A 14140-nucleotide genomic window follows, 5' to 3' on the forward strand; every position below is an offset into this window, starting at 1 on the left:
AGAGCGAGAGCCGGAACAGTGGGAATGGGGTAGCCGAGTGTCACCACGATCCGTGGAGACCAACGAGGAGATGCGGGCACAGTCGCGGGAGCGGATCCTCGCCGCGGCCCTCGAGGTCTTCGCCGAGAAGGGCTACCACGAGGCCACCATCTCCGACATCACCGCCCGCGCCGGCGTCTCCCGGGGCCTGATCACCTATTACTTCCCCGGCAAGCAAAGACTGGTGGACGAGCTCCTCGACCGCTACCTCGACGGCGTCGCCGGCGTCCTCGACGTGACCGGCACCCCCGACGAGCGCCTCGCCGCGATCATCGACGCCATCCTGCACGCCGCGGCCACCACCGTCGGCGTGCAGCGCATGGCGCTCAGCCTGGTGGTCAACCCGGCCACGCATCCCCTCTTCGCCGCCGCCGAGGCCCGCAAGGAGGAGCGGCTGCTGAGCCTGGAGGACGGCCTGCGCGACCTGTTCGCCGCCCGGGGCGCGGAGGACCCGGCGCTGGAGGAGGTGCTGCTGCGGAGCGTCCTGGAGGGCGTGATCTTCAAGACCGCCGTCTACGCCGACCAGTACCCGACCGAGCGCATCCGCCACCGCCTCTACGCCATGTACGGCCTGCCGCGCCCCACGACCCCGCTGCTGCACGCCGACCCGCCCCCCGTCGGCCGGATGCGCGCGAGCCGACCCGCCGACTGACCGGGTGCCGGTCCGAGCGGGCGCCCGGACACGGAGCGCCGATGAAGGTCCGGACCAGACCGTGGAGAGACGGTGGAGCTCTTTCGCGCGGCGGGGGCCCTCGTGCCGAACCGGCGCGTTCGCGGCCTAGCATCCCCAAGGTGCGAACACCCCACACCGACCCCATACCGCCCACCCACCGCCAGCCGTCCCGCCTGCCACGGCGCGCCGTGATCGGCGCCGCGAGCGGCGTCGCCGCCGCCGGCGTGCTGACCCCGGCCGTCTTCGCGGTCACCGGCTCCGGCGACGACGACGCGCCGAACGACGCGCCGAACGACGCGCCCGCCGACGACACCGGCCCGACCGAGCGGTTCGCCACGACCCGCACCGAGGACACCTCGGGCGCCACGGAGGCGGCCGTCGGCTTCCCCCTCAGCTACGTGGGCCTCCGCCTGCCCGCCGACGGCTCCGAGGCCGCCATCCGCTTCCCGGACGCCGACGCCGAGGCCGCCGGGGCCACCACCGACTGGCAGCCCCTGAACCCGGCCGCCGACTGCGGCCGCGCCAACGAGGGCGCCACGCTCGTCGCCGCGCACGGCGCCTCCCGCTTCGAACTGCGCCTCCCCGACGGGGTCCAGGACGCCCCGGGCCTCGCCGTCGACACCGAACGCGGCACCCCGCGCAGCCAGCGCGTCCCTGACTCGCCGCAGCGGATGCGCGGCACGCGGTACCTCTCCCGGGCCGAGTGGGGCGCGGACGAGTCCCTGCGGTTCGACGAGAACGGTGAGCCGATCGGGCCGCTGACGTACTACCCCGTGCAGGCCATCACCGTCCACCACACGGCGACGACCAACGAGTACACCGACGCCGCCGCCGAGGTGCGGGCCATCTACACCTTCCACATCCAGACCAACGGCTGGACCGACATCGGCTACCACTTCCTGATCGACCGTGAGGGCCTCATCTACGAGGGGCACTACACGGGCGACGACGGCATCCCGGCCCACGACGCCGAGGGCAACGCGGTCACCGCCAGCCACGTCGGCGGCATGAACTCCGGCAACGTCGGCATCGCCCTGCTCGGCACCCTGGTCGACCAGCCGCCGACCGACGCGGCCCGCGACTCCCTCGTCACGCTCGTCGCGTTGCTGAGCCGCTTCCACGGGCTCGACCCGCAGGGCCAGACCCGGTTCGTCAACCCCGTCAGCGGCGCGGAGCGCGACGTCAGCGTCGTCAGCGGCCACCAGGACTGGATGGAGACCGAGTGCCCCGGCGCGGTCATGTACGCGGAGCTCGACGCGGTCCGCGCGGCGGCGGCGAGGGCGGCGGCCCGCTGACGGAGCCAGCGGGCGGCGGCGCCGCCTGGGAGCCGCACGTCGGGGAAGACCCGCCCCCACGTGTCGGCCAGCCCGAGCCCGTCGCCCGCCCACGGCTCCAGATACGCGTCCCGCACCCGCGCCACGGCGTCCGGCACGGGCGAGTCCACGAGCCGACCGCACCACTCGGCGAACGTCGGCAGGAGCCGGCGCAACGCCGCCGCCTCCCCGGGGCCAAGACCGAGCCCCGCCCCAACCGTCAGATATTCGACGAGCCGGCCGGGCAACGCGGCAACTCCCGCGCCAACGCCGGCTCGAACGCGGACCCCGGCGGATTGGCCTTGAACCACACGGCCCCGCCGCCGCGCAGCGGCACCCGCGCCGCGGCCCGCCACGCCGGCTCCTGCCGCGGCGTCACCGCCTCGCGGGCGTCGCGTACGGCGTGAGCAGCTGGTCGACGGGCGCGAAGTCGTCGGTCAACACCTGGGCGTCGCCGACCCACTCCGTGACCTCCGCGCCGCTGAGGATCTCCCACCGCTCGCCGGGACGAAGGTTCCCGCGCTCGGTGAAGCGCTCCCCCCACGCCGCCACGTCGAGCTCCCGGTCCGAGGCCGCGGCCACGAAGTTGCCGCCGGTCCCGTCGTCGAAGGCCCGCCGGTCCGCGGCCACCGCGACGTACTCGAACTCCTCGGACAGCGTGGCGACGGCGGCCCGGACGAACGCGAGCTCGCCGTGGTCGATCATGTTGACGACGTAGGCGCCGCCGGGCCGCAACACGCGCTCCACGTCCGCGATCGCCTCCCGGGTGGTGAGGTGCCACGGCACGCTGATCCCCCCGAACGCGTCACCGACGACCAGGTCCCGGGAGTCGGTGTCGATCCGCCGCAGGCCCATCCGGCCGTCCTCCACCCGCACCCGCAGGTCATCGCCCGTCTCCGCGCCCAGCCACGCCCGGTCGACGTCGACCACCCCCGGGTCGATCTCGGACACCACGCTGCTGGAGCCGGGCCGCACCGCGCGCAGGTAACTGGGTATCGAGAGGCCGCCCCCGCCCAGGTGGTAGGCGTCCAGCGCCTCACCCGCCGGGTACGCCGTGTCGATCACCGACGCGATCGCGCGTACGTAGCCGAAGTCCAGGTGCTCCGGATCGTCGAGGTCCACGTACGAGTGCCGCAGCCCGTCCAGGACCAGCGTCCGGCCGCTCTCGCGCGCCGGATCCGCGACCACCCGCGCGCAGTGGTACCGCGTCTCCGCGTCACAGCCACTCGGCACCGCAGCGCTCCCCGCGACGCTGCCGCCCACGACCACGCTCGCCACCAGCGCCCGCCGGCCACGCCGCCAGTCCCGCATCGACGCGTCGACCAGCACCCCCGTCAGCACCAGCAGCACCCCGAGCCCGATCAGGATCACGCTGACCGGCACCAACGAGATGAGCACGAAGCCGGTCAGCACGGTGCCGGCGATACCGCCCGCCGTGCCGATCCCCGACAGCCGCCCCACCACCGTGCCGGTCACCGCCAGGTCGGTCAGCATCAGCTTGGTCACCATCGGCGTCACCGCCGTCAACAGCGCCGCCGGCACGAACAGGCAGGCCCCGCCGACGAACAGCGCCGTGGAGCCTCCGGCCTCGCCGACCAGCCGCACCAGGGCCGGCGTCACCGCCACCGCCACCCCCGACAGCGCGAGCAGCGGGCCGAGCGTCCGCCGCGGCGCCACCGCGTCCGCGGCGCGCCCGCCGGCCCACGACCCGAACGCGATCGCCGACAGCGCGATGCCGATCACCATGGTGTTCATCTCCATGGTCAGTCCGACGTACGGCGCCAGCAGCCGCAACGCCACCAACTCGACGACCAGTACGGCCGCCGAAGAGCCGAACACGAGCACGGCCCCCAGCCGGGGCCCGATCCCTGGCGCACTCACCGCTCCACCACCCTCACCTGCCTGCGGTCACGTCCTCTGCGAACCTACAAGCAGCGGAACGTCCCTCAGAAACGGGCCGGCGGGGTCGTGCTCACAGTCTCCACCCGTCGTCCGCGGGCCGGACCGCGGAACTCGACGAAGCACCACCCCGCGCCGGCCACGACGGCTCGTCAGCTCCCTGTACGCCGGAATCGCGCCCGGTGCGGAGCCCGTGAACCTTTCTGTCCCGGCCGCCGACTGTCCTGGTGACGCGAGGCGGGGACCCGGAGGTGTCGATGGACGAGGACAGGCGCGGCGAGCTGCTGGTGGTGCGCTGCCAGCTCGGGGAGCGGGAGGCGTTCGACGAGTTGGTGCGCCTCTGGCATCCGCCGCTGTGGCGCTACGTGCGGGGCATGGTGGGCTCCTCGCACGTCGCGGATGACGTCGTCCAGGAAGTGTGGGTCGCCGCGGTGCGTGGACTGCCGCGCCTGCGGCAGCCGGAGCGGTTCGCCGCGTGGCTGTTCGTCATCGCCCGGCGCGCGGTGACCGATCACCTGCGGCGGGCGTACACGGCTGTGGAGGTCCCGGCGGTGGCGGACGCCGGTGTCGCCGACGGGGGCGACTCACCCGACCGCGTACTGAACTCCGTGGAGATCGAAGCCGGCCTGTCCTGGCTGCCGCCCCCGGAGCGCGAGGTGCTGATCCTGTTCCACTTGCAGGACCTGCCATTGGCCACCGTCGCGGAGATCCTCGGGGTGCCGCCCGGCACCGTGAAGAGCAGGCTGCACCGCGCCCGACGTCTGCTGCGAGACGTCCTGGTCGAGAGGGGACACGAGGCATGAGCGAGCGCGACCACAGGACACGCCGGGAGGCGCCTGAGGAACTGAGGCACGCGCTGGCGGCGGAGGCGTCACTGAGCTCGCGGATGCGGCACGTCGCCGTGGGGCTGACGGGAGGGTGTGGAGCGGCGCTGGTCGCGCTGCTGTGGGCCACTGAGCCGGGCCCGCTGCCCACCCGCACGCAGGTGGCGTTCGGCGGGCTGGTCGGTGTCGGGCTGGCGTGGGCTGTCTTCGCCGGCTGGGTCCTGTGCCGGCGGCGGCCGCTGTTCGCCCGGGACCGGGTGCTGGGGGCCCGGCTCGCGCTGGTGGTGACCACCGTGACCGGCGTCGCCGGGACGGTGCTGGCCGCCGCGCGCGGCACCCACCAGGCCGGGGTGCTGGCGGTGGCATCGGGCGGTGCCGTCCTCGTCGCCGCCGCCGGAGTGCTCCTCGTGCGGGCGCGGTCCCGCCGCCGCGAACTGCTACGACTGCGCGACTCCCTGCGGGAGCAACCTTCGCCCCCGCACGGCGCGTAGTCCCGGCCGCCGCTGCCGGAGAGCCGTTGCTGCCGCGCTTCGCCGCCCGCACGCACGCACGCGAAAGCCCCCGCCGATCGAGATCGGCGGGGGCTCCCGTCTGTCCGTTCCACCTGGTACTGGGAACGGCCCTTGCCGGTGGACCTGAGGGGATTTGAACCCCTGACCCCCTCGTTGCGAACGAGATGCGCTACCAGGCTGCGCTACAGGCCCTTGCGACTCGGAAACTGTAGCACCCGGGACGGGGCGGACCGAAATCCGTTCAGGGGGGTGGTCACTCGCCGGAGGCGCGGCGGTGGCGGTCGTCGTCGGGGTCCGCGTACTGGTCGAAGAGGGGCGTGCGCTGCGGGCCCGGCTGCGGGGTGGCGGCGGGGTTCGGGGTCGCCGCCGTGGTGGAGCGGGCGGCGGACCAGGTGTCGGGGGCCTCCAGGTCGATGCCGCGGTTGGTGCGGGGGGCGACCGGCGCGTTGACGTAGGTGGGCAGGGGGACCGGCGCCGGGTCCCAGCTCTGGGGTTCGTCGTCCAGGGCCGGGGTGCGGCGGCGCTGCTGGTCGACCCACTCGGCGTGGTCGGTCTGCTCGACGATGGCCTTGGACGGCTTCTCCGGCCTGGCGGCCGTGCTCGCCTGCGTGCGCTGGCGGAGCCGGCGGGCGGCCTCCTCGGCGCGGCGGCGGTCGAGGGCGACGGCGTAGCGGAGGCGCTCCTGGCGGCGCACGTGGACGACGTAGGCGGTGAGGAGCACGGCCGGGATCGCGGGCAGCCAGACGAAGCGGGTGCCGGCGGTGAGGGTGACGATGCCGCCGAGGGTGAAGGCGAGCAGCAGGACCATGGTGGTTCTGCGGCGTCTGGCGAGGACCTTGGCGCGGCCGCTCGGGGCGGGCGCCGGGGCCGGGGCCGGGGCGGGCGCGGGGTGGTCGTCGGCGACGGGCTCGGCGAAGGCCCGGACGTCGGCCTCGACGTCCGAGTGCGCGTCCGCCGCTGGCACGGCGTCGTCGGCGGCCGGTTCCGGCGTCTCCCCCTCCGCCGACTCCTCCGACGCGCGTCTGCGCGTCAGCAGCCGGATGGCGGTGCTGAAGCGTTCCGTCGGGCGGGCCTCGTTGAGCTCGTCCTGCCTGCGGAGCCACATCGGCACGAGATACGCGGCCCAGGCCCCGACGATCATTGCGAAGATGAGGCCACTGCTGCTCACGCTCACACCGTAGAGGGGTTTGCGGGAGTCCATCTGCCAAATGGTGCGGTGTGTCGCACGATCAGGCCGTCATCCCGGGTATTTCTTCGGATTGTTATCAGGGAGGTAACGGCCCGCCGGAAGTATTCGAATGCGTGTTTTATTTCTGGGGGGTGCGCTGGGCCTCGTGCCAGCGGGTCAGCAGGCCCTCGGGGACCTCCTCCGCGGTCAGGGCGAAGACCAGGTGGTCGCGCCAGGCGCCGTCGATATGGAGATAACGGGGGCGCAGACCCTCCTCGCGGAAGCCGAGTTTCTCCACCACGCGCCGGCTCGGGGCGTTCTCCGGGCGAATGCAGATCTCGATCCGGTGCAGGCCGAGCGTGAGGAAACAGTGGTCGGTGACCAGCGCCACCGCCGTCGGCATGATGCCGCGGCCGGCGGCCGCGCGGTCGATCCAGTAGCCGACGTGACCGGCGCACATCGAACCCCAGGTGATGCCGGCCACCGTCAACTGCCCGACGAGCCGCCCCTGGTGGGTCACGACGAACGGCAACATGCGGCCGGCCTGGGCCTCGTTGCGCAGGTGCCTGACCATCTGCCGGAACGTCGGCCGCCGCGGCGGCACATGGCCGGGCGGCGGGGGCGGGATGCTGGCCTCCCAGGGGCGCAGCCAGTCGCGGTTGCGCTGGTTGATCTCGCGCCAGGCGCGGTGGTCGCGCTGTCTGATGGGCCTCAGGCCGACGTGGTCGTCGACCAGCTCGACGGGCCAGGTGGGAACGTTCATCTCGGGTGGTCGCCGCCGCGCAGCTGGTCGACGGCGTGCCGCAGCAGCGGACGCAGCACGGCGAGGCCGTCGCGCACCCCGCCGGGCGAGCCCGGGAGGTTGACGATCAGGGTGCGGTCGGCGACGCCCGCCAGGCCGCGGGAGAGGGCGGCGGTCGGCACCTTGGCGATCCCCGCCGCGCGGATGGCCTCGGGGATGCCGGGGATCTCCCGGTCGAGGACGGCGCGGGTCATCTCGGGGGTGCGGTCGGTGGGGCTGAGGCCGGTGCCGCCGGTGGTCAGGACCACGTCGTAGGCGGCGGCCACGGCGTCCCGCAGGGCGGCCAGCACGGGTTCGCCGTCCGGGACGACGAGCGGGCCCTGGGTGGCGAAGCCGAGGTCGGTCAGGGCCTCGGCGAGCAGCGGGCCCGTGGTGTCCTGGTAGACGCCGGCCGCGGCGCGGTTGGAGGCGGTGAGGGCGAGGGCGCGGTAGGGGGCGGGTGTCGGCGGGGGCGTCATCGCTGGCGGCTCCAGTCGCCCGACGCGCCGCCGGTCTTCTCCTCGACCCTGACGTCCGAGATGACGGCGCCCTTGTCGACCGCCTTGACCATGTCCACCACCGTCAGCGCGGCGACGCTGACCGCCGTCAGCGCCTCCATCTCCACGCCGGTGCGGTCGGTGGTGCGGACGGTGGCGGCGATCTCCACCGCGTCGTCGGCGACGGTCAGCTCGACCCGGACGCCGGAGAGGGCCAGCGGGTGGCAGAGCGGGATCAGTTCAGGGGTGCGCTTGGCGCCCATGATGCCGGCGATGCGGGCGGTGGCGAGCGCGTCGCCCTTGGGCACGGCGCCGTCCCGCAGCAGGCCGACGACCTCGGGCGACACCAGCACCCGCCCGGTGGCCCGTGCGGTGCGCGTGGTGACGGCCTTCTCCGACACGTCGACCATCCGGGCGGCGCCTTGGGCGTCGACATGGGTGAGATGAGGGGCGCTCATGAGGAGCTACGGTACTCCCCGGCTCAGCCCAGCAGCACCACCGTCAGTTCGGTCCCGGGGGCGACCTCGGTCAGGTCCTCCGGGACCTCGACCAGCGCGTCGGCGCGGGCGAGGGCGGCCAGCAGGTGCGAGCCGGCGCCGCCGACCGGCGCGACCGTGCCGAGCGGCTCGCCGGGCGCTGCCGGGTTGTAGGCGCCGCGCAGGAACTGACGGCGGCCCGGCGGTGAGGCGAGCGGGGCGTCGGCGACCAGCAGGGCCCGGACGCGCGGGCGGTGCGGGTCCTCGGCCGGGAGCCCCGCCATGGCCCGCAGCGCGGGGCGGACGAACAGTTCGAAGGAGACGTAGGAGCTGACCGGGTTCCCGGGCAGCGCGAACAGCGGGACGCCGGCGGGGCCGAGCAGCCCGAACCCCTGCGGCTTGCCCGGCTGCATGGCGAGCCGGCGGAACTCGATCCCGGACTCCCGCTCCAGCGCCTCCTTGACCACGTCGTAGGCGCCGACGCTGACGCCCCCGCTGGTGACGACCAGGTCGGCCCGCACCAGCTGGTCCTCCAGCACGGCGCGCAGCGTGGCCGCGTCGTCGGCGACGGCGGCCACCCGGAAGGCGACGGCGCCGGCGGCCTGGGCGGCGGCGGCCAGCGCGAAGCTGTTCGAGTCGTGGATCCGGCCGGGCTCCAACGGCTCGCCGGGCGCGGTCAGTTCGCTGCCCGTGGAGAGCACGACGACCCGGGGGCGCGGGCGGACGGGCACGGCCGGGCGGCCGAGCGCGGCGAGCAGCCCGAGCTGGGGCGGGCCGAGCACGGTGCCGGCGGGCAGCGCGAGGGCGCCGGCCGCCGCGTCGCTGCCGCGCGGCCTGATGTGCTGGCCCTCGGTGACCGGCCGGTGGACGCGGACCTCGGGGCCCGGGGCGCCGGGGGCCATGGCGCTCGCGGGGCCGCCGCCGGTGCCGCCGTCCGTCCACTCCACCGGCACCACGGCCTGGGCGCCGGGCGGGACGGGGGCGCCGGTCATGATCCGGGCCGCCTGTCCAGGGCCGACGGTCGGCAGGTTGCCGCTGCCGGCCGCGACGTCCCCGACGACGCCGAGGACGGCGGGGAACTCCTCGGTGACACCCTCGACGTCGGCGACGCGCACCGCGTAGCCGTCCATCGAGCTGTTGTCGAACGGCGGCAGCGCGGCGGACACGGTGACGTCCTCGGTGAGCACGCAGCCGGCCGCGTCGAGCAGCGGGAGCTCGATGGGGGCGAGCGGCCGGACCGATCGCAGGATGTCCGCCAGATGTTCGTCGACTGACCACATGACGGACAGTGTGTCAGTCGCGGCGTCAGTCGAGAGCCGGCATCTCCTCGGCCACGTACGCGCGCAGCCAGGTGCGGAACTCGGGGCCGAGGTCCGGGCGTTCGCAGGCGAGCCGGACGATGGAACGCAGGTAGTCGGCGCGGTCGCCGGTGTCGTAGCGGCGGCCCTTGAAGACGACGCCGTGCACCGGGCCGCCGGGCACGTCCTTGGTGGTCATGGTCTGCAGCGCGTCGGTGAGCTGGATCTCGCCGCCGCGCCCGGGCGGGGTCTTGGCGAGCACGTCGAAGACGCCGGGGTCGAAGACGTACCGGCCGATGACCGCGTAGTTGCTGGGAGCGTCGGCGGTGTTCGGCTTCTCCACCAGGCCGGTCACCCGCATCACGCCGTCGGTCACGGGCTCGACGGCGGCGCAGCCGTAGAGGTGGATCTGCTCGGGGTCGACCTCCATCAGCGCGATGACGCTGCCGCCCCGCTCGGTCTGCACGTCGATCATCGTGGTGAGCAGGGGGTCGCGGGGGTCGATCAGGTCGTCCCCGAGGAGGACGGCGAACGGCTGGTCGCCGACGTGCGGGGCGGCGCAGGCCACCGCGTGGCCGAGGCCCTTGGGGTCGCCCTGGCGGACGTAGTGCAGGGTGGCGAGCGAGGTGGAGGCCTGGACGCGGGAGAGGCGCTCCTCGTCGCCCTTGCGGCGCAGCGCGTCCTCGAGCTCGTAGTTGCGGTCGAAGTGGTCCTCGACCGGGCGCTTGTTCCGCCCCGTGATCATGAGCACATCGGTGAGACCGGCGGCCGTCGCCTCCTCCACCACATACTGGATCGCCGGTTGGTCGACGACCGGCAGCATCTCCTTGGGCGTGGCCTTGGTGGCCGGGAGGAACCGGGTGCCGAGCCCGGCGACGGGGATGACGGCCTTGCTGAGTCGGGGGCGTGGTGACGTCATGCGGTCACCTTATCCATCTAGTGTGCCTGGACCGAGCACTTTGCAGGTGAATGCAGATGAACGTCACGTTATGAGCAGTTTTGCATTGACTCTGAATGCGTGTGAATGGGACTGATTGGGTACGGTCGCCGGAGACTTGTGAAGGGAGCGTGGGCGGTAACAGTGGAAGCGAGCCCGGAGATCGTGGCGCAGAAGCGCGAGGTCAGGCGCGACCTGCTGGCGGTGCGCGCCGCCATGGCGGACGACGAGGTGGCGCAGGCGGCGCGTGAGCTGGCCGAGCGCGCCCTCGAACTGCCCGAGGTGGCCGAGGCGCGCACGGTCGCGGCCTATGTGTCGGTGGGTCACGAGCCCGGCACCGCCACGCTGCTCGCCACGCTGCGGGCGCGCGGGGTGCGGGTGCTGCTGCCGGTGCTGCTGCCCGACGACGACCTGGACTGGGCCGAGTACGAGGGCGCCGGCCGGCTCGTGGAGGCGGAGCACGCCGGCCGCATCCGGCTGTTGCAGCCGGGCGGCCGGCGCCTGGGCCGGGACGCGGTGACCGAGGCCGACGTGGTGCTGCTGCCGGGCCTCGCCGTGGACGCCCGCGGGGTGCGGATGGGCCGCGGCGGCGGCTCCTACGACCGGGTGCTGGCGCGGATCACGGCGGCCGGCGCGCGGCCGGCGCTGGTGGCGCTCGTCTACGGCCACGAGCTGGTGGACGCGCTGCCGTGGGAGCCGCACGACCGGCCGGTGCAGGCGGCGGTCACGCCGGAGGGCGTGCACCGCTTCACCCCGGTCGAGTGAACCGTTCACGTCGGTGAGGCACTCGGCGGCGTCAGCCGCCGGTGTTGGTCGGCGTCAGGGTCAGGGTGTCCCGGGTCCGCTCCGCCACCGCGTCGGCGCTGTGCGGCCACGGCAGGTACTCGCCGTCGGCCCACAGCTCCGTCTGGTCGGTGTAGTTGGCGTGGAAGGCGTGGCCCGAGGCGCCCGAGAGGTTGATCCACTGGGACTCGTCGAAGTCGTCGAGGCTGACGATCATCCGCATCGAGGGCACCCAGGTGATGTCGTAGCCGCCGGCCGCGTTCCAGCCGCTGGCGTCCACCGCGTCCGAGCCGCCGGCCAGGTTCCACGGGCCGCGGTTGAGCAGCCACTGCACGGGCCCCGGGCCCTCGGTGCCGAGCGTCTGGTTGTTGAGCATCAGGCGGTGCAGCCGGCCCCAGCTCCAGGTGTCGATGTCCTTGCCGAGCTCGGCGGTGAGCTCCCAGCGGGCGTCGCGCATGGCGCGGGCCAGCAGCTGGTCGCGGTTCTCCGCGGCGTCCTGGGTGCGGGTGGCGGGCGTGGACCACCACGCGTTCTCCGGGTCCTCCAGGAGGTTGCCGACGACCTCGAACCAGCGGTCGCCGCCGTCCGGCTGGGCCGTCTCGGGGGAACGCTCGCCGCACTCGTTGACCAGCCGGGTGTTGCCGTCGAGGTCCTCGATCGGCTGCGACTCGTCGGCCGGGCGCACCAGGAGGCACTGGCCCTCGACGCGCAGCTCCTTGGGGAGCTTGTTGCCGAAGGCGAGCTGCAGCAGGTTGCTCCAGACGGCGTTGTAGTAGGCGGCGGCCGGCGAGTCGGCGTCCTGGGTGAAGTCCCAGCCGACGAGCAGCTCCTGGGCCTCGCGCACGTAGGGGTCGGAGATCTCGACGTCCAGCAGGTAGGGCACCAGGTTGCGGGCCATCTCGTTGCTGTTGTCCAGCTGGATGGACTGCATGTCGGTCATGGAGATCATGCCGCCGTCGGAGATGGTCTGCTCGATCAGGTCGGCGATCCGCTGGCTGCGGGTGCCGTAGCTCCAGTCGTCGGTGAGCATGTAGGGGTAGGCGTCCTCGTCGATCACGGCCTGGTTGGCGGTGACGATGTAGCCGCGCTCCGGGTTCAGCTCGGACGGCAGCTCCTCGAACGGGATGAAGCCCGTCCAGTCGTAGGAGGAGTCCCAGCCGGGGGCCGGGTAGCGGCCGTCGCCCTCGCCGCGGATCGGGATGGCGCCGGGCGCCTGGTAGCCGATGTTGCCTTCGGTGTCGGCGTAGATCAGGTTCTGGGACGGCACGGCGAAGTCCGCGGCCGCGGCGCGGAACTCCTCCCAGTCGGTGGCCGCGTTGAGGCCGAAGACGGCGTCCATGGTGCGGGAGGGCGTCAGGGCGGTCCAGCTGAGCGAGACGGCGTAGCCCTCGCCCCGGTCGGGGGCCGCGGTGTCGACCGGGGCGCTGTCGCCGACGCCGGCGAGCTGCTCGTCGCGGTCGGAGATGATGGGCCGGCCGTCGACCGTCCTGACGGTGATCTCCCGGGTCTCGCCGCCGGCGACGCGGATCTCCTCGGTGCGCGTCTCGTACGGCTCCTGACGGCCGTCGATCACGTAGTTGCCGTCCTCGAGCTTCTCCAGGCGCAGGTCCGTCACGTCCGCGCCGAGGTTGGTCAGGCCCCAGGCGATGTTCTGGTTGTGGCCGATGACGACGCCCGGCATCCCGGAGAAGGTGAAGCCGGAGACGTCGAACGGGCACTGGGCGCTCACCTCGTTGCAGTGCAGGCCCATCTGGTACCAGACGCCGGGCAGCGAGGGCGCCAGGTGCGGGTCGTTGGCCAGCAGCGGCATGCCGGTGGTGGTGTAGTCGCCGGAGACCACCCAGGAGTTGGAGCCGATGCCGCTGCCGTCGGGGCCGAGGAGGCTCGGGATCTCGTCCAGGGTGCGGGTGAGGGCGCCCAGCTGGGTCGACACGTCCTCGTAGGCGCTCCCGATGCCGGAGGCGTCGCCCGAGCCGTCACCCAGGCCCGTGGAGCCGTCACCGAGCCCGGTGGAGCCGTCGCCGAGCCCCGTCGAGCCCTCCGTGCCGCCCTGGCCCGTGGCGCCGTCCGACGCCCCCTCGGCGACGATCGGCGCGTTCCGCTCGTACGGGTAGGGCGGGTAGAGCTCCTCGATCTCGTCCGGGCCGAGCCGCTGCGCGAGCAGGGCGCGGTCGATCTCCTCCTGCATGTTGCCGCGCAGGTCCCAGGCCATCGCCTTCAGCCAGGCCACCGAGTCCACGGGCTCCCAGGGCTCGGGCTCGTAGTCGTTGACGAGGCCGAGCGCCGCGTACTCGACCGAGAGCTCGGCGCCGTCCCGCTCCGCCAGGTAGGCGTTGACGCCCGCCGTGTACGCCTCCAGATAGCCCTTCGTCTCGTCGGAGAGCTGCTCGTCCCACTCCCGTTGGGCGATGTCGTGCCAGCCGAGGGTGCGCAGGAACGCGTCCGTCTCGACCTGTTCCTCGCCGAACATCTCGGAGAGCCGGCCCGCCGTCAGGTGCCGCCGCACGTCCATCTCGTAGAAACGGTCCTGCGCCTGCACGTACCCCTGGGCGCGGAACAGGTCCTCGGGCGTGTCCGCGTAGAGCTGCGGTATGCCGTTGGCGTCGCGCTGGACGGCGACCGCGGAGGTCAGTCCCTCGATCGCGAGCTCTCCCGACACCTGCGGGTAGGACGCCCGCACGGTGCTGATGCTCCAGTAGGCGCCGTAGCCGACACCGGCCACGAGCAGCATGACGAGCGCGATCACGATCAGACGACCGCGTCGCCTTGGCTTCTTGGCGGGCATGTCTGTCCTTCACAGGGCAGCTGAGCGATTGGAAGCAACCATAGACATACGGCCACTGAGGTGAGCCTACGGGGAGTCAGCAGCCCGGGCCGCCGCGTTCATATGATGGTAAATTCGCCGCAAAGGCACTGATTTGGGGTCGCTGTAAGGTGCAC

At 73.4% G+C, this 14140-nt stretch carries 13 protein-coding genes and 1 tRNA gene; 5 read left to right on the forward strand and 9 right to left on the reverse strand.

The window, feature by feature from the left end:
- Positions 1–37 precede the first annotated feature (37 nt).
- Both ACFWI8_RS04620 and ACFWI8_RS04625 read left to right on the forward strand, forming a co-directional pair.
- On the forward strand, positions 38–691 hold the full coding sequence (locus ACFWI8_RS04620; RefSeq protein WP_387085607.1) for a TetR/AcrR family transcriptional regulator: 654 nt from the start codon (positions 38–40) through the stop codon (positions 689–691).
- Between the two features lie 140 nt (positions 692–831).
- Positions 832–2007: a peptidoglycan recognition family protein gene (locus ACFWI8_RS04625; RefSeq protein WP_387085610.1), complete on the forward strand. Its 1176-nt coding sequence runs from the start codon at positions 832–834 to the stop codon at positions 2005–2007.
- Between the two features lie 393 nt (positions 2008–2400).
- Here the strand turns inward: ACFWI8_RS04625 and ACFWI8_RS04630 are convergent, their stop codons facing one another.
- On the reverse strand, positions 2401–3906 hold the full coding sequence (locus tag ACFWI8_RS04630) for a fused MFS/spermidine synthase (protein ID WP_387085613.1): 1506 nt from the start codon (positions 3904–3906) through the stop codon (positions 2401–2403).
- A gap of 275 nt (positions 3907–4181) precedes the next feature.
- On the opposite strand from ACFWI8_RS04630, the gene ACFWI8_RS04635 reads away from it, so the two are divergent.
- Together ACFWI8_RS04635 and ACFWI8_RS04640 are read left to right on the forward strand one after the other, a co-directional pair.
- Positions 4182–4727, forward strand: a complete 546-nt coding sequence (locus ACFWI8_RS04635) for an RNA polymerase sigma factor (RefSeq protein WP_387085616.1) — start codon at positions 4182–4184, stop codon at positions 4725–4727.
- Positions 4724–5239, forward strand: a complete 516-nt coding sequence (locus ACFWI8_RS04640) for a transmembrane transport protein (protein WP_387085619.1) — start codon at positions 4724–4726, stop codon at positions 5237–5239. The genes ACFWI8_RS04635 and ACFWI8_RS04640 overlap by 4 nt, the downstream gene beginning before the upstream one ends.
- A 139-nt stretch (positions 5240–5378) precedes the next feature.
- Here ACFWI8_RS04640 and ACFWI8_RS04645 read toward each other — a convergent pair.
- From ACFWI8_RS04645 to galU, 7 genes are all read right to left on the reverse strand, one after another.
- Positions 5379–5452, reverse strand: a tRNA-Ala gene (locus ACFWI8_RS04645).
- A 61-nt stretch (positions 5453–5513) separates the two neighbouring features.
- Positions 5514–6428, reverse strand: coding sequence for a hypothetical protein (locus ACFWI8_RS04650; RefSeq protein WP_387085623.1), 915 nt, complete (start codon positions 6426–6428; stop codon positions 5514–5516).
- 139 nt (positions 6429–6567) lie between these two features.
- The gene (locus ACFWI8_RS04655; RefSeq protein WP_387085626.1) at positions 6568–7191 is read right to left on the reverse strand and encodes a GNAT family N-acetyltransferase; all 624 of its coding nucleotides are present in this window, start codon (positions 7189–7191) and stop codon (positions 6568–6570) included.
- Entirely contained in the window at positions 7188–7688 is a 501-nt protein-coding gene (locus tag ACFWI8_RS04660; RefSeq protein ID WP_387085628.1) for a molybdenum cofactor biosynthesis protein B, read from the reverse strand. Before ACFWI8_RS04660 ends, ACFWI8_RS04655 begins: the two co-directional genes overlap by 4 nt.
- Positions 7685–8164 (reverse strand): cyclic pyranopterin monophosphate synthase MoaC, encoded by a 480-nt coding sequence (gene moaC, locus ACFWI8_RS04665; protein WP_387085631.1) that lies wholly within the window; start codon positions 8162–8164, stop codon positions 7685–7687. Before moaC ends, ACFWI8_RS04660 begins: the two co-directional genes overlap by 4 nt.
- A 23-nt stretch (positions 8165–8187) precedes the next feature.
- Positions 8188–9462 carry a gephyrin-like molybdotransferase Glp gene (glp, locus tag ACFWI8_RS04670; protein WP_387085634.1) on the reverse strand — a complete coding sequence of 425 codons (1275 nt, stop codon included), beginning with the start codon at positions 9460–9462 and terminating at the stop codon, positions 8188–8190.
- A 25-nt stretch (positions 9463–9487) separates the two neighbouring features.
- Positions 9488–10399 carry a UTP--glucose-1-phosphate uridylyltransferase GalU gene (gene galU / locus ACFWI8_RS04675; RefSeq protein WP_387085637.1) on the reverse strand — a complete coding sequence of 304 codons (912 nt, stop codon included), beginning with the start codon at positions 10397–10399 and terminating at the stop codon, positions 9488–9490.
- 162 nt (positions 10400–10561) lie between these two features.
- Here galU and ACFWI8_RS04680 point away from each other — a divergent pair, with 162 nt between their 5' ends.
- The gene (locus tag ACFWI8_RS04680; RefSeq protein WP_387085640.1) at positions 10562–11182 is read left to right on the forward strand and encodes a 5-formyltetrahydrofolate cyclo-ligase; all 621 of its coding nucleotides are present in this window, start codon (positions 10562–10564) and stop codon (positions 11180–11182) included.
- A 31-nt stretch (positions 11183–11213) separates the two neighbouring features.
- Here the strand turns inward: ACFWI8_RS04680 and ACFWI8_RS04685 are convergent, their stop codons facing one another.
- A complete protein-coding gene (locus tag ACFWI8_RS04685) occupies positions 11214–13985 on the reverse strand; it encodes a penicillin acylase family protein (RefSeq protein ID WP_387085643.1) in 2772 nt (923 codons plus the stop codon).
- Positions 13986–14140: the final 155 nt, after the last annotated feature.

The organism is Streptomyces sp. NPDC127098 (assembly GCF_042722465.1).
In the GTDB taxonomy this organism is placed as follows: domain Bacteria; phylum Actinomycetota; class Actinomycetes; order Streptomycetales; family Streptomycetaceae; genus Streptomyces; species Streptomyces millisiae.